This is a genomic window from Pseudonocardia xinjiangensis (assembly GCF_012911925.1).
Lineage (GTDB): Bacteria > Actinomycetota > Actinomycetes > Mycobacteriales > Pseudonocardiaceae > Pseudonocardia > Pseudonocardia xinjiangensis.
This window is the reverse complement of record NZ_JAAXKY010000137.1, coordinates 1-20,237: the sequence shown is the minus strand read 5'-3', so window position 1 is coordinate 20,237 and position 20,237 is coordinate 1. Positions and strand designations below refer to the sequence as shown.

The following is a 20,237-nucleotide window of genomic DNA, read 5'->3' as shown; positions in this document are numbered from 1 at the left end:
GTACCCAGGGGGCGGGCCGGCAGCGGGATACGGGGCATCGGGATGGGACGCGCCGGGATACGGCGCAGCCCCGTCCGTGGGGCCGGTGTTGCGGTTCGCGTCGACCGCACCGCGGGTCAGCCGTCCGGCCAGTACCCCGGCGATGGCCGCGCCGACCAGGAACGCTCCCGGGCGGCGCCGGGCCAGCCCGCGCACCTCGTCGAGCAGGTCGCCGGGCTCCCGGCGGCCGAGCCAGTCGGCAGCACCACTGACCCGCTCGGCAGCCTGCCTCGCGAGCTCAGAGGCCGTGCCCTGCTGAGCACCGCTCTCGGCCATCTGGTGCAGCTCGTCGGCGAGGGCTCGCAGCCCGTCGGTCGCCTTCTGCTGTCCGTTGCGGGCCTGCTCGGCGGCCTGTCCGCGGACCTCACCGAAGAGATCCCGCGCCTGACGGCGGGCCTCCTCGGCGACCTCTCCCGCCTGTTGCGCAGCGGTGCCGGCGACGTGCTTGCCTGCCTCGGTGCCCGTGCGGCCCACCTGGGCCGCCTCGTCCCGGGCGACCTGGGTCGTCGAGGTTTCGGTTCCCGAACCGGTAGCCCCTACCGGCGGGCGTCCGCTCGTCTGCTGAGTCATCGAGCAGCTCCTGTCGTATGTGGGACGTCGATACCGGCACGCCTACCCGGCGTGTCGCGGCGCAACCACCGATCGGCTGATTCGGACCGTTCGGACCATCGACGTCCGGTCCGCTGCGCGGGCTACGCCGAATCGGTGGTCGCGCGTGCCGTTGCCCACGTTTCGGTGGCACGGGGGAGAGGCAATCCGCCGACATGACGGGGGCGGGCACGGTACGGACGGACGTTCCGGCGCGGATGGACCGCCTCCCGTGGTCACGCTGGCACTGGCTGGTCCTGCTCGGCCTCGGCACCGTCTGGATCCTCGACGGGATCGAGGTCACGATCGTCGGGGCGCTCGCCGAGCGGCTCACCGAACCCGGCAGCGGGCTGGCGCTGTCGGAGACGCAGGTGGGTCTGGCGGCGTCGATGTACGTGGCGGGCGCGGTGATCGGTTCCCTGGTGTTCGGTTATCTCACCGACCGCCTCGGCCGCAAGAAGCTGTTCCTCGTGACGCTCGGGCTCTACCTCGCGGCCACGACCGCCACCGCGTTCTCCTTCGACGCCTGGTTCTTCCTGCTCATGCGCTTCCTGACGGGAGCGGGCATCGGCGGGGAGTACGCCGCGATCAACTCCGCGATCGACGAGCTCGTCCCGGCCCGCATCCGCGCCAGGGTGTCCCTCGCCGTCAACGGGTCGTACTGGGGAGGGGCGGCGGTCGGCGCGGCCCTCACGCTGCTGCTGCTCGATCCCGCACTGTTCCCCGCCGACATCGGCTGGCGGCTGGCGTTCGGCCTCGGCGCCGTCCTGGGCCTGGCGATCCTGGTGGTGCGCCGGCACGTGCCGGAGAGCCCCCGCTGGCTCTACACCCACGGCCACAACGACGAGGCCGAGACGCTGGTGGACGAGATCGAGCGCGCCGTCGAGCGGGAGACGGGCACGCCGCTCGCACCGGTGCACGCCACCCTGGACGTCACCCAGCGCCGCAGCACCGGGTTCGGCGAGATCGCCCGTACGGTGCTGCGCACCTATCCGCGGCGCACGCTGCTGGGGCTCGCCCTGTTCGTGGGCCAGGCGTTCCTCTACAACGCGGTCTACTTCACCTTCGCCCTCGTGCTGGCCACCTTCTTCGGGGTGCCGAGCGCGAGCAGCGGGCTCTACCTGATCCCGCTGGCGCTGGGCAGCCTCGTCGGGCCGCTGGTGCTCGGGCGGCTGTTCGACACGGTCGGCCGGCGCACGATGATCAGCATCAGCTACCTCGGGTCCGGTGTGCTGCTCGTGGGCACCGGGTGGCTGTTCTCGACGGGCGCGCTGTCGGCGTGGACCCTCTCCGGTGCCTGGGCCGCCATCTTCTTCCTCGCCTCCTGCGGGGCCAGTGCCGCCTACCTCACGGTGTCGGAGATCTTCCCGATGGAGATCAGGGCGATGTGCATCGCGCTGTTCTACGCGGTGGGCACCGGCCTGGGCGGCATCGTCGGGCCCGTGCTGTTCAGCAGCCTGGTGGCGACGGGCCGGCCGGGGAGCGTGGCCGTCGGCTACTACATCGGCGCCGCCGTGATGATCATCGGCGGGATCGCCGAGCTCGCGCTGGGCGTCGAGGCCGCCGGGCGGTCGCTGGAGGACATCGCGGCGCCGCTGTCGGCGAGCCCGGCCCGCGCGTCCGGTGCCGGGGCGGACCACGACCACGACCGGGTGCCCCCGCCTCCCACGCCGCCCCGCACGTACAACGCGGACCCGGTCGACGACGACCCCGAGCGCGACCGGGAGCTGGGGGCGCTCCTCGAGGCGTTGCGCACCGGGCCGCTGGAGCGCTCCGAGCTGCAGGCGAGGGCCGGAGCGCACGACTGGGCTCCCGACCGGTTCGCCGCCGCCCTGCACCACGGGCTCGCCACGGGCGCCCTCCTCCCGGACGGCCCCGACGGCTCCCGCTCCTCTGCCGATTCCGACGGTGCCCCGGGCCGGGTGCGGGCCCGCTACCACGACTGAGCGCGAGATCACGGCCCCTCCGACCGGGTGGCACGGTTGCGCAGGGGGTCGGGGGAGAGCATCGTGAACAGGAGCCGGGGGTTGGTGGTGCCCCACATCTTCCGCCACCACCGGATGGTGGGTGACCGGATGACGCGTCGCTTCGAGGTCGCCTCTCTCGGCTCCGAGATCCCGCAGCCACGGTCACCCGTGTCGCCGCGGTCCGACCTGCTCCGGGTGTCGATCTCCGAGCCGCGGCCAGGAGTGCTCGTCATCGCCCCGGCGGGTGAGGTGGATCTCTCCACGGCCGGGCTGCTGCGCAAGGCGGCGTACGACGCCGTCGAGTCGGGCCCCGACCGCCTCGTGGTCGACCTGTCCGGCCTGTCCTTCTGCGGCTCCACCGGGCTCGTCGTCCTGATGGACACCCGCGGCCACGCGTACTCCCACGGTGTCTCGTTCCGCACCGCGTCCGCGACGCGGCCGGTGCGCCGGGTGCTGGAGATCACCAGCCTGCTCGACGTGCTCGGGTACCGCGACGATCTCGACGAGGCGCTCGACGCATCCGGCGACTGACCCCGGGCGCCGTCGCTACGGGCCCTCGGCCAGCTGGTCCGCCGCCGCGGCCCCCCGTTCGCCCAACGGCACCGGTTCGCCCCTCGTGGTGTCGCGTCGGGTCTGCCGCTCGGCCTCCGCGTTGATCTCCGCGCCGAGCAGCACGATGTAGCTGGTCAGGTAGAGCCACAGCATCAGCACGACGACGCCGGCGAGCGCGCCGTAGGTCTTGTTGTAGCTGCCGAAGTTGTTGACGTAGAGGCTGAACAGCACGCTGCCGATCAGCCACAGCACGGCCGCCACGAGCGCGCCGACACTGACCCAGCGGAAGCGGGGCGCGTCGCGGTCGGGCGCCACGCGGTAGACCACCGCGAGCGCGCCGATCACCACCGCCGCCAGCAACGCCCAGCGGACCACCTGGGCCACCACGAGCCCGACGGCCCCGAGCGGCAGCGCGTCGAGCAGGGGCGGCACCACCGCCACGAGCGTGAGCGCCACGAGGACGAACACGATCGCCCCGAGGGTGAGCAGCAACGCGAGGCCGCGCATCTTGAGGAAGCCTCGCGTCTCCTCCTCGTCGTAGGCGAGGTTGACCGCCTGGATCAGGTTCCCGGTGCCGCTCGACGCCGACCACAGCGCGGCCAGCAGCGACACCACGAGGCTCACCCCGAGCGCGCTGCCACTGGCGGAGACCACGGAGTTGAGCTGGTCGGCGATGAGCGGCCGGGTCTCCTGCGGGAGGGTGCCGGCGAGGCTCTCGACCTGGCCGGCCACCTGGCCTGGATCGGCGATGAGCCCGTAGAGCGTGATCGCGGCGATCAGGGCGGGGAAGAACGCGAGGAACGCGAAGAACGCGACGCCGCCCGCCAGCATGGAAACGTGGTCCGCACTGCTCTCCTTGAGGGCGCGGCGAACGACCTGCCACCAGCCGCGCGGGGGGATCTGGACCGGCGTCTCCGCCTCCTGGCCGAGGGAGCTCCGGGTGGGACTGGACACGTAGATCCTCCTGCGGGGTGCCGTCGTCCGGCGGTGCTGCCGTTCGGTGGCGCCGCCGTTCCCGTGCGGATAGCCGCTGGCGGCGGTCCCAACCCTCCGGACCGCCGCCGATCCGCTGTCGACGGTCGGGGCCGTCCCGCAGCAGCGTCGGGATCTGGTGGATCGCGGACCTACCGGACCCGTGTGGAGCACGGCCAGTACGTCGTGCCGGCCGCCGCGTGCTCCACGGCGGCGGGCGTACCCCGGCCGGAACCGGCTCACTCGCCGTCGTGCGGCCCGTCTTCCTGCGCTTATCCGGCCCGACGTGGGGTACTCCCCGCGGTGGAGACAACGAGGAGCACGTGTTCGGGACATCGGCGCCCGCGTCCACCGTGATGACGAGGAGTAGTAGTTGGTCGCGGAGAGTAGCAGTTGGGCTCGTGGTGTTTGATCGCCGCCCGACGGGCCACACCCGCGACGTGAACATCGTCCTGTGGCACGTGCACGGATCCTGGACGACCGCATTCGTTCAAGGGCCACACCGATACCTGTTGCCCACACTGCCCGAGCGCGGGCCCTGGGGCGGAGGGCGGCCGGAGGCGTGGGACTGGCCGGCAGGCGCCGTCGAGACGGCTCCGGACCGGCTTGCCGACGCCGAGGTGGACCTCGTCGTTCTCCAACGTCCCGAGGAGCTGGAGCTGGCGCAGCGGTGGCTGGGCCGCGTCCCCGGCCGCGACGTGCCGGCGGTGTACCTGGAGCACAACGCGCCCCGGGAGCACGCGGCGACGAGCCGGCACCCGATGGCCGATCGCAGCGACCTGACCATCGTCCACGTCACGCACTTCAACCGGCTGATGTGGGACTGCGGCACCACCCCTACCACGGTGGTCGAGCACGGGGTGGTCGACCCCGGCCATCGCTACACCGGGGATCTCCCGGCAGCCGCCGTGGTGGTGAACGAGCCGGTGCGCCGCAACCGGGTCACCGGCACCGATCTGCTCCCGCGCTTCGCGCGCGGTGCCCCGCTCGACGTCTTCGGGATGGGCACCGATGATCTGGCCGCGAGGCTCGGGCTGGACCCGTCGACACCGGTCCGCGGCCTGGGCGACCTGCCGCAGCACCGCATGCACGCGGAGCTGGCCCGCCGCCGGGCGTACCTGCACCCACTGCGGTGGACCTCGCTGGGCCTGGCGCTCATCGAGGCCATGCACTTGGGCATGCCCGTGGTGGTCCTGGCCACCACGGAGGCCCACGAGGCCGTGCCGTCCGGCACGGGTTACTGCTCGACCGATCCCGACCGGCTCGCGATACAGCTGCGCGAGCTCATGGCCGAACCGGAGCTCGCCGCCCGGATGGGCGCCGCCGCCCGCCGGCACGCCCTGGAGCGCTACGGCCTGGACCGATTCCTCGCCTCCTGGGAGGACGTCCTGCTGCGCGCGACCGAGGGCCGCCGCCCGGCCCGGCGTCCGATGGCCGGCGCCACCACCGCCACGACAGGAAGGAGCTGATGCCGATGCGTATCGCGATGGTGTCCGAACACGCCAGTCCCCTCGCCGCCGTGGGTGGGACCGACGCCGGTGGCCAGAACGTGCACGTGCTGGAACTGAGCTCGGCTCTGGCCGCAGCGGGGCACGACGTGACGGTCTGGACCCGTCGGGACGATCCCGCGCTCCCGGACGCGGTGCCGCTGCGTCCCGGAGTGGTGGTCCGGCACGTGCCGGCCGGGCCGCCCCGGCCGCTGCCCAAGGACGAGCTGGTGCCGCACCTCCCGGCGTTCACCGACGTGCTGAAGAGGGCCTGGGCGAGCGCCCGTCCCGATGTCGTGCACGCGCACTTCTGGATGTCCGGCATGGTGGCGCTGGCCGCGGCGACGGGCCGGATCCCCGTGGTGCAGACCTTCCACGCACTCGGCAGCGTCAAGCGCCGCCACCAGGGCCGCGACGACACGAGCCCGGAGGGGCGCGTGCGCGCCGAGGTCGCCGTCGCCCGGACGGTCGACCGGGTGCTCGCCACCTGCACCGACGAGGTCTTCGAGCTGGCCAGGCTCGGAACGCCGCGGCGGCGTACCACCGTGGTGCCGTGCGGGGTGGACACTCGGCTCTTCACCCCCGACGGTCCGGTGGCCGAGCGGTTCGAGCGCCCCCGTCTCGTCTCGCTCGGCAGGCTGGTGCGGCGCAAGGGCGTCGACGAGGTGATCGAGGCCATGCGCCGGCTTCCCCACGCCGAGCTGATCATCGCGGGGGGCGCCGCCGCCACGAACGGGGCTCCACCCGCCGACCCGGACGCCGACCGGTTGCGGGCGCGTGCGGCCGCCGCAGGGGTGGCCGACCGCGTGCGGCTGATCGGGCCCGTGGCCCGCAAGGACGTGCCCGCCCTGCTGCGCTCGGCCGATGCCGTTGTCTGCGTGCCGTGGTACGAGCCGTTCGGCATGGTGGCGCTCGAGGCGATGGCCTGCGGACGCCCGGTGGTGGCCAGTGCCGTCGGCGGCATCCAGGACACCGTGGTCGACCAGGTCACAGGCATGCTCGTCCCGCCACGCAAGCCGGAGGCCCTCGCAGCGGCGCTGCGCGACCTGCTCGGCTCCCCGACGCGGGGAGCCGCGTTCGGCATCGCCGGGCGCGACCGGGTGCTGGCGCGTTACGACTGGGAGCGGGTGGCCGCGTCCACCGCAGTGGTCTACGACGAGGTGATCGCGACCCGGAACGGCCGGATCAGGGCCACGGACTCCGACGCCGCCGGGATGGACGCCGAGGTGGACGCCGCCGAGATGGACGAGTTCGACACCGAGACCGCCGGAGCGCTGCGGTGAGCGCCGTGACGACCCCGGTCACCCCTGAGGCTCCCGTCGCGGACATGCTGACGAGCCTGGCCGACCACGTCGACCGGCTCGCGGACGCGTTGCCCGCCCTGCGCCGGGCCCGCCCCGTCCTCGCCCGCTGGGGTGACGTCCTGGCGGGCCGGCTGCTGGGTGGGGCCAGGCTGCTCGCCGCGGGCAACGGGGGAAGTGCCGCGGAGGCCCAGCACCTCACGGCGGAGCTCGTGGGCCGGTTCGACCGCGAGCGGCGCCCGCTGTCGGCGATCGCGCTGCACGCCGACACGTCCAGCCTGAGCGCGATCGGGAACGACTACGGCTACACCGAGGTGTACGCGCGGCAGGTGCGCGGCCACGCCCGTCCCGGGGACGTGGTGCTCCTGTTCTCCACGAGCGGCCGCAGCGAGAACCTGCTCGCCGCGGCCGGGGCGGCGCACGAGGCCGGTGCCCTGAGCTGGGCCCTCACCGGTCCGGGCCCGAACCCCTTGGCCCGCATGTGCACGGACGCCGTGTGCCTGCCGGGGGACGCGGCGACCGTGCAGGAGATGCACCTGGTAGCCCTGCACATGCTGTGCCGGGCGGTCGAGCGGGGGATCGAGGTGCGGTCAGCCCTGGCGCTGCCGGGCGGGGAGACCATCGACTGAGGCGAGCCAGTCCGGCACGAGCCGGCCCGTGTCCTCGGTGACCGACACCAGCTGGGTCAGCGTCGGGTGACCGGCCGCGAGCAGGGCGCTGTCGGTGCCCGGCTCCGGTTCCTCAGCGACCTCCATCTCCCCGAGGTGCATGCTGTCGTCCCCGATGTCGTCCACCCGGGTCTGCACGGTGCCGAACGCGGCCAGCCGGGCGTGCCGCAGCTCGCGCTGCTCGCCCGGCGGGAGGTCGGGCACGTTCAGCGACAGCACGGTGGTGGGTGGGGCGGCGAGGAGCAGCTCCAGCACCCGGCCCAGGACGCCGTCCACCGCGTCCCAGTGCCGGTCGCCCGTGGGGTGCAGCGCCACGTCGAGGCTCACCGCGAGACCACGGGCGTCGTTCACGGCCGCGGTCAGGGCCGCTCCGACCGTGCCGGAGTGCAGCACCGCGCGTCCCACGTTGGCCCCGTGGTTCACCCCGGACAGCACCAGGTCCGGTGCCGGATCGAACCAGCCGTGCAGCGCGGCCACGACGATGTGCGCCGGTTGGGCCTCGACCGCCCATGCCGGCACGCCGGGCAGGTCGGGCAGCTCCCGACGGCTCATCACCGTGCGTCCCTCGCGGCGCACGGCGGTGATGGCCGCGCTCGCACCGCTGGCCTGTTCGGCGGGCGCTGCCACGACCACGTCCAGCCCGGCCGCCAGCGCGGCCCGCGCGAGCACGGTCAGCCCGACGGAGTCGATCCCGTCGTCGTTGGTCACCAGCGCCCTCATGGCCCTCCTCAGCTCTTCCACTCGACGAGCTCGACGCGTTCGGCGAGCGTCCGGATCGCATCCTCCCCGCCGGTGCCGAGCCCGCGCCGCACGACGTTCAGTGCACCGCACGCCGCGCCGGTGCGCAGTGCCTCCCGCACCGGCTCGCCGCGGACGAGCGAGGCGACCACCCCGGCCGTCATCGAGTCGCCGGCCCCGCGGGTCTCGGCGGGCTTCAGCTCCGGGACGCGGATCTCCAGCACGGCACCGTCCCCGTCCCCGTTCCTGTCCCCGCTCTCGTCACCGTCGGGCAGGAGGGCGAGCGCGGGCTCCGCGGCGCGCGACACGATGACCAGGCCCGCGCCCTCGGAGCGCAGCTGGTGCATCGCGGCCACGAGCGCATCCGGGTCGTCGCTGTCGGCGCGGCCGTCCGCCAGCAGCTCCTCGTGGCTCACCTTCAGGACGAACGGGTTGCCCTCCAGCACGGCGTCGAGCCGCTCGCCCGCGAGATCAGCGGCGACACGGCAGCCGTTGCGGGAGAGGTCGGTGGCCAGGCGGGCGTAGAGGGCCGCGGGGATCACCTGGTCGGAGTTCGGACCGCCGAGCAGGGCGGTGCCGTGGGTGATGCCCTCGCGCAGCATCATCTCGTACAACGCGTCCTGCTCGTGGCGGTCCAGCGGCGCGCCGGGTGCCTCGGCGATGGGCTCCCGGTCGCCGTCGCGGCGGTCGTGCACGTAGCCGCCGTTGCGGGAGTCGACGTGCACCACGCGCAGCTCCACGCCCTCGCTCGGGAGCAGGTGCCCGAGCACGTCACCCGTCTCGCCACCGAGAGTGGTGCACAGCACCACCGGCACGCCGAGGGTCGAGATCATCCGGGCCTGCCACACCGCCTGGCCGCCGGCGTGCACATGGATGTCGGGCACGCCGGCCCGGTCCTCGATGGTGACGGTGAGCAAGGGGGACGGCGCGAAAACAACAACGCTGGGTGGCATGTCCGGTTCGTACCCCGATCGGGGGCGGGGTACGCCACGGACCGCGACGGCCGCGCTCACTCCGGTTCGGGTTCGGAGGGGGGCGGGTCCTCCTCGGGCCCGTCGTCGTCCCCCGCCTCCAGCGCGTCCGGGTCGAGGGTGTCCGGGCTGTCGCCCCGGTCGAGGGTGGGCCGCGCGGCCTCGGCGGGCTCGTGCTCCGGCTGCTGGTGAGAGGTCATCGAGCGGGGTACCCCGCAGCGCCGCGCGACCCACCACCCAGAGGTTCAGGAAAGCCACTTTCCTGCCCTGTGCGGGCGGCAAAGTGGCTTTCCTGAACCGCGCGGAGCCCGGTCAGGAGAGGTTGATGATCTCGCCTGCCGCGTCCAGGTCGATCTGGTGCGCCGCCGGGTGCGCACCCAGGCCGGGCATGGTGCGCATGTCGCCGCAGATCGGGTAGATGAACCCGGCGCCGACGGACGCGCGTACCTCGCGCACCGGCAGCCGCCATCCGGTCGGCGCCCCCGTCAGCGACGGGTCCGACGAGATCGACAGGTGCGTCTTCGCGATGCACACGGGCAGGTGGCCGAAGCCGTTGCGCTCGTAGGAGTCGATCTGGCGGGCGGCGGGTGGGGCGTAGTCCACGCCGTCGGCGCCGTAGATCTCCCGGGCCACGATCTCGATCTTCTCCCGCAGCGGGGCCGACTCCGGGTAGAGGAACCGGAACTCCGACGGCTCGTCCGCCGCCTCGGCCACGGCCCTGGCCAGGTCGGTGGCGCCGCGGCCGCCCTCGGCGAAGTGGGTGCACACCGCCGAGCGGGCGCCCATCGACGCCGCGATCTCGGCGATCGCGGCGTGCTCGCTGGGGTGGTCGCCGGGGAAGGCGTTGATCGCGACGACCGCGGGCACCCCGTGCACCCGGATGTTCTCGATCTGCTTGCGCAGGTTCGCACCGCCGATGTGCACCTCGTCGGGGTTCTCGGCGAGCAGCGCCTCCGGCAGGGGACGCCCGGCCACGATGCGGTGCTTGCCCGAGTGGGCCTTGAGCGCCCGCACCGTGGTGACGACGACCGCCGCGTCGGGGGTGAGGCCCGACGCCCGGCACTTTATGTTGAAGAACCGCTCGGCGCCCATGTCGGCGCCGAAGCCGGCCTCGGTGATGAGGTAGTCGCCCGAGTGGATGCCGATCAGGTCGGCGACGACCGACGAGTTGCCGTGCGCGATGTTGCCGAACGGGCCCGCGTGCACCAGCACGGGCGTGTTCTCCAACGTCTGGAGCAGGTTGGGCGCCATCGCGTCCCGCATGATCACGGCCATCGACCCGGCGCCGCCGATGTCCTCGGCCGTCACCGGCTTCCCGTCGCGGGTGTAGGCGACGACGATGCGGCCGACGCGCTCACGCATCTCCGGCACCGACCGGGCGAGGGCGAAGATCGCCATCACCTCGGACGCCGCGGTGATGTCGAACCCGGTCTGCCGCGGCAGGCCGTCGAGCCGCGAGCCCAGCCCGACGACCACATTGCGCAGCGCCCGGTCGTTGACGTCGAGCACGCGGCGCCAGGTGATGTTGTGCTGGTCGATCTCGCTCTCGTTGCCCTGGAACAGGTGGTTGTCGAGCACCGCCGAGAGCATGTTGTGCGCGGCCGTGACGGCGTGGAAGTCGCCGGTGAGGTGCAGGTTCAGCTGCTCCATCGGCACGACCTGGGAGTAGCCGCCACCCGCGGCGCCGCCCTTGATACCGAACGTCGGGCCCATCGACGGCTGCCGGATCGCGATCGTGGCGCGCTTGCCGATGTGGTGCATCGCCTGGCCGAGCCCGACGGTGGTGGTGGTCTTGCCCTCGCCCAGCGGCGTCGGGGTGACGGCGGAGACCACCACGTACTTGGCGCGCGGCCGGTCGGCGAGCTCCTCGATCGCGTCAAGCTCGATCTTCGCCACCTGGCGGCCGTAGGGCGTGACGAGGTGCGAGCCGATCCCCATCCCGGCGGCGATGTCACCGAGGGGGAGGAGCGTGGCGGCTTTCGCGATCTGCAGGTCGGAGGGGAATCCGCCCATCAGGCGAGCCCCGCCGCTGCGCGCAGCTCGGCGGCCTTGTCGGTGCGCTCCCACGTGAAGTCGGGGTCGTCCCGGCCGAAGTGCCCGTAGGCGGCGGTCTTGCCGAAGATCGGGCGGTCGAGCTGCAGCTGACGGCGGAACGCCGCCGGGCGCAGGTCGAAGTGCTCGTCGACGAGCTTGCGGATGATGGCGGGAGACACCTGCTCCGTGCCGAACGTCTCCACCAGAACCGAGAGCGGCCTGGCCACCCCGATCGCGTACGCCACCTGCACCTCCACCTTGTCGGCGAGCCCGGCGGCCACCAGGTTCTTCGCCACGTACCGAGCAGCGTAGGCGGCGGACCGGTCGACCTTGGAGGAGTCCTTCCCGGAGAACGCGCCGCCGCCGTGGCGGGCGAACCCGCCGTAGGTGTCGACGATGATCTTGCGGCCGGTGAGGCCTGCGTCGCCGACGGGGCCGCCGATGACGAAGCGGCCGGTCGGGTTGACGTAGTAGTTGTCCCTGAGCTGCTCGGCGGAGTACAGCTCGGCCGGGATCTCGCGGGTGACGACGTGCTCCCAGAGGTCGGCACGGATCTGCTCGGTGGAGACCTCCTCGGCGTGCTGCGTGGAGATCAGGACCTTCTCGACGGCGACGGGGACGCCGTCGCGGTAGCGCACCGTGACCTGCGTCTTCCCGTCCGGGCGGAGGTAGGGGAGCGTGCCGTCCTTGCGCACGGCCGCCAGCCTCCGGGAGAGCCGGTGCGCGAGCGCGATCGGCAGCGGCATGAGCTCGGGGGTCTCGCGTGTGGCGAAGCCGAACATCATGCCCTGGTCACCCGCGCCCGCGCTGTCGAGCTCGTCCTCGGACAGGTTTCCCCGGTGCTCGTGGGCCACGTCGACGCCCTGGGCGATGTCGGGGGACTGCTTGTCCAGCGCCACCATCACCGCGCAGTGCCTGCCGTCGAACCCGAAGGCGCCGTTGTCGTAGCCGATCTCACAGATCGTCTTGCGGACGACCTCGGCGAAGTCGATGGTGGCCGTCGTCGTGATCTCGCCCGCCAGTACGACGAGGCCGGTGGTGATCAGTGTTTCGCAGGCGACACGGGAGGCCGGGTCCGCGGCGAGCGCCGCGTCGAGGATCGCGTCCGAGATCTGGTCGGCCATCTTGTCGGGGTGGCCCTCGGTGACCGACTCGGACGTGAAGAGGTGCTCGTTCTCGGCCAGGGGGATCACGTGTTCTCCTTCGGGATACGGTCGCGGACGGCGGCGGCCGCGGTGGTCATGGCGTGCAGCTTCGCGCGGGCGGCGCCGGCGGGCACGTGGCGCAGCCCGCAGTCCGGCGTGACCACGATGCGGTCGGCCGGCACCACCTGCAGGGCTCGTTCGATGCGCTTCTCGATGACGTCGACGGGCTCGACGTCGGCCGTCTTCACGTCGAGGACACCCACGCCGAGCGTGCGCTCCCACCCGTGGCGCTCGATCAGCTGCAGGTCCTCGTCGCCCTTGCGGGCGAACTCGAGGAGCAGTTGGTCGACCGCGGCGTCCAGGACGGCGGGGAACAGGAAGTCGTAGTGGCCCTCCCACAGCGGGCGGGCGTAGCGGTTGCCGTAGCAGACGTGCAGTGCCCAGGTGACCGGAACATCCTCCGTGACGATGTTCACCGCCTCCACCGCGAGCCCCACGTCCTCAGGGTGCCCCGCCAGCAGCGGCTCGTCGATCTGGAGGAGCTGGGCACCCGCCCCGGCCAGCGCGCGGGCCTCGGCGTTGAGCACGCGGGCGAGCGCGCGCACGAGGTCGGCGCGGTCGGGGTAGGCACCGCAGCGCAGCCGCTGCGACAGGGAGAACGGCCCGGTCATCGAGAACCGCACCGGACGGTCGGTGTGGGCGAGGGTGAACTCCAGGTCCGGGACCAGCCCGAGCACGCCGGGACCGGGCTCCGGGAGCGGCCGGGGCAGCTCCAGGTCGAGGTAGTCGAAGTAGAAGGCCTTCACGGCGTCGCGGACCTCGACGCCGGGCACGCGGGCGAGCAGGTAATCGATGTCGTTGTCGCGGCGCAGCTCGCCGTCGGACACGATGTCGATGCCGGCCACCTCCTGGTCCTTCAGCGCGGCCTTCACCGCCATGTCGTGCATGTCCGCGAGCTGGCTGCGGCTGACGCTGCCGTGGTGGACGCCGGTCTTCGCGCGCTCCAGCCAGTCCGGCACGGACCATGATCCGATCACGGTGGTGGGGAGCAGCAGCCGGCCCGTCCCCGGGGTGCCGCCGCCGACCGCGGCCGGGCGCTCCGGGGTCGCCGCCGGTACTTCCGTGACCCCGGCCGTCACCACGCCCATCAGTCCCTCACGTCCGCCGTCATGGTGATGATGTTGCTGCCGTTGCGCCGGAACGGCGCGAACGAGACGTCGAAACCCTTGCGGGCACCGATGTGGGCCAGCAGCGGCCCGTTCACCCAGTTCACCACGGACCCGTCGTACTTGCCCGGACCGCGGAACCCGCTGCGGTACTGGTGCGGGTCGGTGACGACGATGTCGTGGCACTGCAGCCTGCCGTAGGGGTGCAGCAGCGGCAGCGTCTCGGCGAAGCTGGTGGCCGCGCCGTTCGAGACGTGCATCCGGACGTCGCCCCCGGTGGCGAGCAGGGGCCGGAGCAGCTCGCCGCTGATGCCGGGTGCGATCTCGTACGTGTCGAGGCCGTGCAGCGGGACGTAGCGCTCCTGGAGCTTCAGCGCCTGCCAGCACTCCCGCCAGAACTGCACCGCGGCGGGTACGTCGGCGAAGTGCTGCGGGTAGGCCTCGGCGAGCAGGGGCGGCCCCAGGCGCAGCAGCTTCTGCACCAGTGCGCCGAGTGTCTCCGGCTCGATCCCGAGCCCGGCCGCGATCGCCGTGGCGTCGGTGTCGGGGAGGTAGGCCCGCGCCTCGACGAGGTGCTCGCGCTGCCCGATCGTGGCGATCTCGTCGGTGGGCAGGTTGTCGTAGACGTTGGAGATGTAGACGAAGAACACCTTGAATCGCAGGAACGCGAGTGAGGTCAGCGGGCGCTGCGCGTCGAGGACGAACGAGCTGACGTGCTCGGTGTGGTCGCAGACGGTGGCCCTGGCCAGCTCCAGGACGTGCGGCGAGTAGTCGCACATGAGGTAGTGCAGGCGCCGGTAGTACTCCCGGCCGTGGGCGCGGTCCATCTCGACGAACGTGTCGAGCCACGTACCGGCCTGGTTGCCGTTGCCCACCCCGAGCTCGACGACGTAGAGCTCCTCGGGCAGGGCCCGGCGGTCGGCGAGCGAGTCCCAGATCGCGAAGAGCTTGCCGATGGTCGCCCGGACGGGCTCGAGGTGGCGCGCGTCGCTCTGCCCGCCGGGAAGCGCCGACTCGTAACCCTGCCCGGTCGCCTCCTCCCAGAGCTGCAGGTGCTGCCAGTACAGGGAGTTGAACGCCCAGATCGCGCTGTCGCGGGTGGGGCCCCACTCCTCCAGGGTGAGGTGCCGCGACCCCGCGCCACCGCTGTGGTGGGCCCGCAGCGCGGCGGCCGCGCCGGAGGTGACGGCGTCCGCTCCGGTCCCCGAGATCCCGCGCAGGTCCAGGGCCAGCTCGGGCGGGCCGCCGCCGACGACCGGGCGCAGCTCGACGGGGGTGCGGAAGTTGTTGCGGTACTGGACCCAGTCGGCCACCACCCGGAGCCGGGACAGGTCGGTGACCGGCCCGGCGTCGTCGGTCTCGGTGGTGAGGGCGCCGAACACCGGGGCCAGTGCCGCGGTGAGATCCACCGCGTTCTTGCCGCGCAGCCGGGCCGCCGGCCGGATCTCAACCAGCACGAGCACTCCTCTCCAGGCCGGCCCGCTCGAGGATCTCGGGGATCCCGCGCTCGTAGCCGAAGGCCATGACGTGCACCCCGGCGACACCGGGGATCTCGCGCAGCGCCTGGATGGTCTCCACGCACAGCGTCACGCCCTCTGCCGCGACCCGGTCGGCCGGGACGCCGCGGAGCCTGCGGCCGACCTCGTCAGGGACGTGGACGCCGGGCACCTTCGTGCGGATGAACTCGTAGGCGCGCAGCGACCGGATCGGTCCCACTCCGGCGAGGACGGCGCAGCGGGTGTCGAGGCCGCGGTCGGCGACCTCGGCCATGAAGCGGGCGAAGGCCGGGACGTCGAACACGAACTGGGTCTGGCAGAACTCGGCGCCCGCGGCGACCTTCTTGCCCAGCCGTGCGGCCCGGAAGCCCGCAGGCGGGGCGAACGGGTTCTCCACCGCACCGATGAGGAAACCCGGCCGGGGGTCGACCGGCCGCCCGGACAGCAGGAGCCCGTCGTCGCGCATCGTCCTGGCCGCCCAGACCAGCTGGACGCTGTCGAGGTCGAACACCGGTTTCGCCTCCGGATGGTCGCCGAAGACGGGGTGGTCGCCGGTGAGCAGCAGCACGTTGGGGACGCCCAGCGTCGCGGCGGCGATGAGATCGGACTGCAGCGCGATCCGGTTGCGGTCGCGGCAGGTCAGCTGCATCACCGGCTCCACACCGGCCTCGGCGGCCAGCAGGCTCCCGGCCAGGCTGGACAGCCGGACGTGCGCGCCCTGGTTGTCGGTGACGTTGGCGGCGTCCACCCAGCCCCGCAGTAGCGCGGCCGAGCGCGTGATCGCGGTGCGGTCGACCCCGCGGGGCGGCCCGATCTCGGCGGTGACCGCGAACCGTCCCGCCGCCAGCGCCCCGCGCAGGCCCCGCGCCGCGGGCAGCCGCGGCGGGGGCGTCGGTACCGGGTGCCGGGCCTCGCCCGCCCGGGCGCTCACCGGCGCACCCGCGGCAGGCCGAGGTCCACCGAGGGCCGGTGCACGGCCGGGGGAGCGGCCAGCCCGTCGTCGCCGGTCCAGAGGTGCTCGTCGCGGCCGAGCCAGTAGCTGACCCAGGAACTCGTTCCGGCCAGGCGGTGGTCGACCGGGCGCTGCAACCGGGCGAGGTCGGCGGCCCGTCCCGCGCTCTCGGCGCGCTCGTGGGCGATCAGCCAGACGCAGCGCTCACCCGGGTACACCTCGCACTCGCCGAGGGGGGACACCCCGCCGCAGGGGCCGTTGCGCAGCTGTTTGGGGCACGTCATCGGGCAGGCGTAGCCGGTGGCGGGGAGTGCGCACTGCCCGCACATGCGGCAGCCGAACAGGCGCTCCTTGCTGCGGCGCTCGGAGGTGGTGAACACGCGCAGGGCGCGCGGTGACCGTTCCAGCCAGCCGGCCAGCCTGCGGTGGGCGCCACGCGGACGCAGCACGGGAGCGAGGCGGTAGGTGGCGCGGGCCGTGGGTCGCGGTGCGGTCGGGTGCGGCAGGTCGGACACCGGTGGCCTCCCCTTCGAGTCGCCAGCCCGTCGAGTCGCCGAGGGCGTGTGATTTGTGGCCGATCACAGCCGCCCGGATTCTCAACACGCCGTATTCGACGCGCCTCCGGCCGCACGTTCGGTGGCCACCATGGCGCGGGCCACCACGGGCTTGAGGTGCCCCGGCAGCGCGGCGCTCCCGGCACGCAGGTGTGCCACCGCCGCCCTCAGCGCGGTGATCTCCTCCCGCAGCTCGGCGATGAGTGCCTGGTCAGCGGCGGCACGCTCGGTGTCGGCGTGGCCCGAGATGCGCTGGAGCTCACGCAGTAGCGGGCCGATCGGCGAGTGGTCGGCGCCCGTTCGCACGTCCGGTCCGGACCTCGAAGTCGTGTCCACGCCTGCTCCTCCGGCTCGCCGTCCTGATCGCTGCCGGGGACGTTATCCAGCCCGTGGTGCCGATCACATGTGCCGGAACACAAATCATGACCACTGATCCTTGGGGTGATCGGACAGAGCCGATTACGCTGCTCCCATGCCTGCGCCGGCTCGTCGGTCACCGGTGGTCACCGCCGTGCCGACCGCCGGCGACCGGCGGGAGAACGTGCTCCTGCGCGAACTCGTGGCCGTCTACAGCCACCTGTCCGGCCTCGCCTCGCAGGACTCCGACGTCGACGGCGTGGTCCGGCTCGTCGCCCACCGCACCGGGTCGGCGGTCGCGGTGCTCGGGCCCGCGGTCGACGTGCTGGCCGCGGCTCCCGCCGACGCGGGGGAGCGGCTCGCCGACACCGCGGTGTCGGCCTCGCTCGGCCCCGTGCTGGACGCCGCGGCGCAGAACCGCAGGCCGGTGTCGCTACCCGGCCTCGGCGCCGCACCCGGACCGATCGTGGTGGCGCCGATCCTCGTGGGCGACGAGGTCGCGGCGCACCTCGTGACGCTGCCGCCCGCGCACCCCCGGCCCGCCGACCAGGAGCTCGACGACGACCTGAACCTCCTGCTCACCGAGCACGCCGCCACGATCTGCGGGATCATCCTCGGCCGCGAGCGGGTGGTCGCCGCCGCCGCGGGCCGGGCGCGCACCGATCTGATCGAGGGGCTGCTGCTCGCCCGCGACCGCGACGACGGCGAGGCCGAGCGGTGGGCGGGGCACCTCGGCTTCGTCCGCGGCACCGACCACCACGTGCTGTCGGTGGGGCTGCTCGACGGTGGGCGGGCGTCCGCCGACGTCGCCCGCGTGCTCGCGCTGGCCCAGCAGGCGATCGGGCGGCGGCTGCCGGGTGCGATCGTGGCGGCACGTGACACGGAGGTCGTGGCCGTGGTCCCGGCACCGCCGGGGCGCGGTGGGGGCCTCGACGGAGTGCGCTCGCTGGCCGAGCGGTGCCGCGCGGCGGTGCTCGACCGCCATCCCGACGCCGGCATCGTCGCCGGGGTGGGCGGCTGCTGCCGCACGGCGGCGGAGATCTCCCGGTCCTACTCCGAGGCGCGCAGCGCGGTGGACGCCGCGCGCCGGATGGGCCGGGCGCCCGCCGTGCTGGCCTTCGACGACCTCGGTGTGCACCGGCTCCTGCTGCAGGTGCCCGACCTCGGCGAGCTGCGCGCCTTCGCCACCTCCGTGCTCGGTGACCTGGTGCGCGACCGCGAGCACCGGGCCGACCTGGTCGGCACGCTGATCGAGTGGTTCCGCTGCAACGGCAGCCCGCAGCGCACCGCGCGGGAGCTCCACGTGCACCCCAACACCGTCACCTACCGGATCCGGCGCGTCGAGGAGATCGCCGGGCTGCGGCTGGACCACTACCGTGATCGTCTGATGGCGCAGCTGGCCTGCGAGATCCTGCAGGTGTTGGGAGACGTGTCGTGAGCGAGCCTGCTGACCTCCGGGTGGGGTTCGTCGAGCGGCTGGCCCAGGGGGTGCTGGTCGCCGACGGCGCGATGGGCACGGTGTTGCACGCCGCGGGCAGCCCGCTGGAGCGGGCGCTCCCGGAGCTGAACCTGTCCGACCCGGCGCAGGTGCGGCGGATCCACGACAGCTACCTCGCCGCGGGTGTGGAGCTCATCCAGACCAACACGTTCGGGGCGGGCCCGCTGCGGCTCGAGGTGCACGGACTCGGCGACCGCACCGCCGAGATCAACGTGGCGGGGGTGCGCGTGGCCAGGGCGGCGGCCGCGGCGGCGGGCCGTCCCGTCGTCGTGGCCGGGTCCGTGGCACCCGCCGTCACGCTGCAGCAGCGGCGCCGCGTCGCCCCGGCCGACCGGGAGGCCGCGGTGCGCGAGCAGGTCGCCGCGCTCGTCGCCGCCGGGGTCGACGTCCTCGTGCTGGAGACCTTCGGTTACCTCGACGAGCTGGTGGAGGCCGCCGCCGTCGCCGTCTCGACGGGCGTGCCGGTGCTGGCCCAGGCCACCTTCGCCGCCGACGGCCGCACCCTCGGCGGCGACACCCCGCACGACGTGTGCGCCGCCATGGCCGGCCTGCCCGTCGCCGCGCTCGGCACGAACTGCACGCTCGGCCCGCAGGGCGTGCTCGCCGTGGTGCAGGAGCTGCGGGGCCACACGGACCTGCCCCTCTCGGCGCTGCCGAACGCCGGGCTGCCGCGCCGCACCAGCGGTCCCCGGTTCTCCTACGACGTGGACGCCCACTACTTCGCCCGCTACGCGCAGCTGCTCGTCGGCGCGGGCGTCTCGGTGGTCGGCGGCTGCTGCGGCACCACCCCGAGCCACCTCGACGCGGCGGTCCGGGCGGTCGCGCGCACCGTGACCGGTGCCCCGCCCCACCGCGCACCCGTCGCCGCGGCACCCCCGGCGGAGGTCCCGGCCGACGCCGAGCGGACCGGCCCCCGGTTCCGGGTGCTGGCCGAGATCGAGGCGCCGCAGGCCGGGCACGTGGCCGAGGCGATGGCGCGGGCGGAGGCGGTGCAGGCACTGGGCGTGAACCGGGTGTGGGTGCCCGCCGGTGACGGACCCCGCGCCCAGCTGAGCCCGGTCAACCTGGCCGTCCACCTGCAGAACCAGCTCGGCGTGGAGGCGGTCGCCAGCGTCACCACCTGGGACCGGACGATCATGGCCCTGCAGGCCGACCTGCTCGGCGCGCACGCGCTGGGCGTGCGGCGGGTGGTGTGCGAGACCGGCAGCCCCCCGCTGCTCGGCGACTACCCGAACGTCGACGGCGTGTGGGACGTCGACTCGATCGGCCTGGTCGAGCTGCTGGCGGACCTCAACGACGGCCGCGACTGCAACGGGCTGCGCCTGGCGGGCAAGACGGCGTTCGAGATCGGGGTGCGGGTGGCGCCGGGCTCCCACGACCGGCAGGCCGAGGCGGCCCGGGCGTTGCGCAAGGTCGAGGCCGGGGCGCAGTTCCTCGTCACCCGGCCCGTCTACGACCTCGACTCGCTGCGGCGGCTGCGCGACGCGCTGGGCGAGGCCGCGCCGCTGCTCGTGTCCGTCCGGCCGCTGCGAAGCTTCGCCGAGGCGGAGTACCTCGCGCACGAGGTTCCCGACACCACCGTGCCCGCCGCGGCGCTGGACGCGCTCGAACGCGCGGAACACGACCGCGGCGACAGTGCCGGCGAGAAGGCCGGCGACCGGGCCGCCCGGGCCGGGGTGGAGCTGGCGGCCGAGCTGGTGCGCGGCGCCCGGGCCGTCGCCGCGGGGGTGGTGCTGGCCCTGCCCCCCGACC

The 20,237-nt window shown here is 73.6% G+C and carries 19 protein-coding genes; 7 read left to right on the top strand and 12 right to left on the bottom strand.

What is annotated here, in order from left to right; genetic code table 11:
* On the bottom strand, positions 1–609 hold a 609-nt coding region (locus tag HF577_RS29705), incomplete at its 3' end, for a hypothetical protein (RefSeq protein ID WP_169399295.1).
* A 236-nt stretch (positions 610–845) separates the two neighbouring features.
* Here HF577_RS29705 and HF577_RS29700 point away from each other — a divergent pair.
* Positions 846–2,573 (top strand): MFS transporter, encoded by a 1,728-nt coding sequence (locus tag HF577_RS29700; protein ID WP_169399294.1) that lies wholly within the window; start codon positions 846–848, stop codon positions 2,571–2,573.
* A gap of 63 nt (positions 2,574–2,636) precedes the next feature.
* The gene (locus HF577_RS29695; RefSeq protein ID WP_169399293.1) at positions 2,637–3,125 is read left to right on the top strand and encodes an STAS domain-containing protein; all 489 of its coding nucleotides are present in this window, start codon (positions 2,637–2,639) and stop codon (positions 3,123–3,125) included.
* 15 nt (positions 3,126–3,140) lie between these two features.
* Here HF577_RS29695 and HF577_RS39445 read toward each other — a convergent pair whose 3' ends face one another.
* The gene (locus HF577_RS39445) at positions 3,141–4,100 is read right to left on the bottom strand and encodes a YihY/virulence factor BrkB family protein (RefSeq protein WP_312859457.1); all 960 of its coding nucleotides are present in this window, start codon (positions 4,098–4,100) and stop codon (positions 3,141–3,143) included.
* A gap of 458 nt (positions 4,101–4,558) precedes the next feature.
* On the opposite strand from HF577_RS39445, the gene HF577_RS29685 reads away from it, so the two are divergent.
* Genes HF577_RS29685 through HF577_RS29675 form a run of 3 tightly spaced genes read left to right on the top strand, consistent with a single transcriptional unit; the run spans position 4,559 to position 7,535 of the window.
* Positions 4,559–5,587 carry a glycosyltransferase gene (locus HF577_RS29685; protein WP_169399291.1) on the top strand — a complete coding sequence of 343 codons (1,029 nt, stop codon included), beginning with the start codon at positions 4,559–4,561 and terminating at the stop codon, positions 5,585–5,587.
* Positions 5,588–5,592: 5 nt separating this feature from the next.
* On the top strand, positions 5,593–6,888 hold the full coding sequence (locus tag HF577_RS29680) for a glycosyltransferase (protein WP_169399300.1): 1,296 nt from the start codon (positions 5,593–5,595) through the stop codon (positions 6,886–6,888).
* Between the two features lie 44 nt (positions 6,889–6,932).
* Positions 6,933–7,535, top strand: a complete 603-nt coding sequence (locus tag HF577_RS29675; RefSeq protein WP_169399299.1) for a D-sedoheptulose-7-phosphate isomerase — start codon at positions 6,933–6,935, stop codon at positions 7,533–7,535.
* Here HF577_RS29675 and surE read toward each other — a convergent pair.
* The 10 genes from surE to HF577_RS29625 form a co-directional block, all read right to left on the bottom strand.
* Complete coding sequence (gene surE, locus HF577_RS29670) at positions 7,497–8,294, bottom strand: 5'/3'-nucleotidase SurE (protein WP_169399290.1); 798 nt, start codon at positions 8,292–8,294, stop codon at positions 7,497–7,499. The genes HF577_RS29675 and surE overlap by 39 nt on opposite strands.
* 8 nt (positions 8,295–8,302) lie before the next feature.
* Positions 8,303–9,265, bottom strand: coding sequence for a 1-phosphofructokinase family hexose kinase (locus HF577_RS29665; RefSeq protein ID WP_169399289.1), 963 nt, complete (start codon positions 9,263–9,265; stop codon positions 8,303–8,305).
* A 56-nt stretch (positions 9,266–9,321) separates the two neighbouring features.
* On the bottom strand, positions 9,322–9,483 hold the full coding sequence (locus tag HF577_RS29660) for a hypothetical protein (protein WP_169399288.1): 162 nt from the start codon (positions 9,481–9,483) through the stop codon (positions 9,322–9,324).
* Positions 9,484–9,595: 112 nt separating this feature from the next.
* Positions 9,596–11,296 (bottom strand): formate--tetrahydrofolate ligase, encoded by a 1,701-nt coding sequence (locus HF577_RS29655; protein WP_169399287.1) that lies wholly within the window; start codon positions 11,294–11,296, stop codon positions 9,596–9,598.
* Positions 11,296–12,501: a methionine adenosyltransferase gene (gene metK / locus HF577_RS29650; RefSeq protein ID WP_169399298.1), complete on the bottom strand. Its 1,206-nt coding sequence runs from the start codon at positions 12,499–12,501 to the stop codon at positions 11,296–11,298. Before metK ends, HF577_RS29655 begins: the two co-directional genes overlap by 1 nt.
* 5 nt (positions 12,502–12,506) lie before the next feature.
* Positions 12,507–13,610: a uroporphyrinogen decarboxylase/cobalamine-independent methonine synthase family protein gene (locus tag HF577_RS29645; protein WP_169399286.1), complete on the bottom strand. Its 1,104-nt coding sequence runs from the start codon at positions 13,608–13,610 to the stop codon at positions 12,507–12,509.
* Positions 13,610–15,085, bottom strand: coding sequence for an SAM-dependent methyltransferase (locus tag HF577_RS29640; RefSeq protein ID WP_169399285.1), 1,476 nt, complete (start codon positions 15,083–15,085; stop codon positions 13,610–13,612). The genes HF577_RS29645 and HF577_RS29640 overlap by 1 nt, the downstream gene beginning before the upstream one ends.
* Entirely contained in the window at positions 15,075–16,055 is a 981-nt protein-coding gene (locus HF577_RS29635) for a methylenetetrahydrofolate reductase (protein ID WP_312859456.1), read from the bottom strand. Before HF577_RS29635 ends, HF577_RS29640 begins: the two co-directional genes overlap by 11 nt.
* Positions 16,052–16,591, bottom strand: coding sequence for a methylenetetrahydrofolate reductase C-terminal domain-containing protein (locus tag HF577_RS29630; RefSeq protein ID WP_169399284.1), 540 nt, complete (start codon positions 16,589–16,591; stop codon positions 16,052–16,054). The genes HF577_RS29635 and HF577_RS29630 overlap by 4 nt, the downstream gene beginning before the upstream one ends.
* Positions 16,592–16,672: 81 nt before the next feature.
* Positions 16,673–16,966 carry a hypothetical protein gene (locus tag HF577_RS29625; protein WP_169399283.1) on the bottom strand — a complete coding sequence of 98 codons (294 nt, stop codon included), beginning with the start codon at positions 16,964–16,966 and terminating at the stop codon, positions 16,673–16,675.
* Positions 16,967–17,102: 136 nt separating this feature from the next.
* On the opposite strand from HF577_RS29625, the gene HF577_RS29620 reads away from it, so the two are divergent.
* Positions 17,103–18,425 (top strand): PucR family transcriptional regulator, encoded by a 1,323-nt coding sequence (locus HF577_RS29620; RefSeq protein ID WP_169399282.1) that lies wholly within the window; start codon positions 17,103–17,105, stop codon positions 18,423–18,425.
* Positions 18,422–20,237: bifunctional homocysteine S-methyltransferase/methylenetetrahydrofolate reductase (locus HF577_RS29615; RefSeq protein ID WP_312859455.1), on the top strand; the 1,816-nt coding region annotated here is incomplete at its 3' end. The genes HF577_RS29620 and HF577_RS29615, both read left to right, overlap by 4 nt.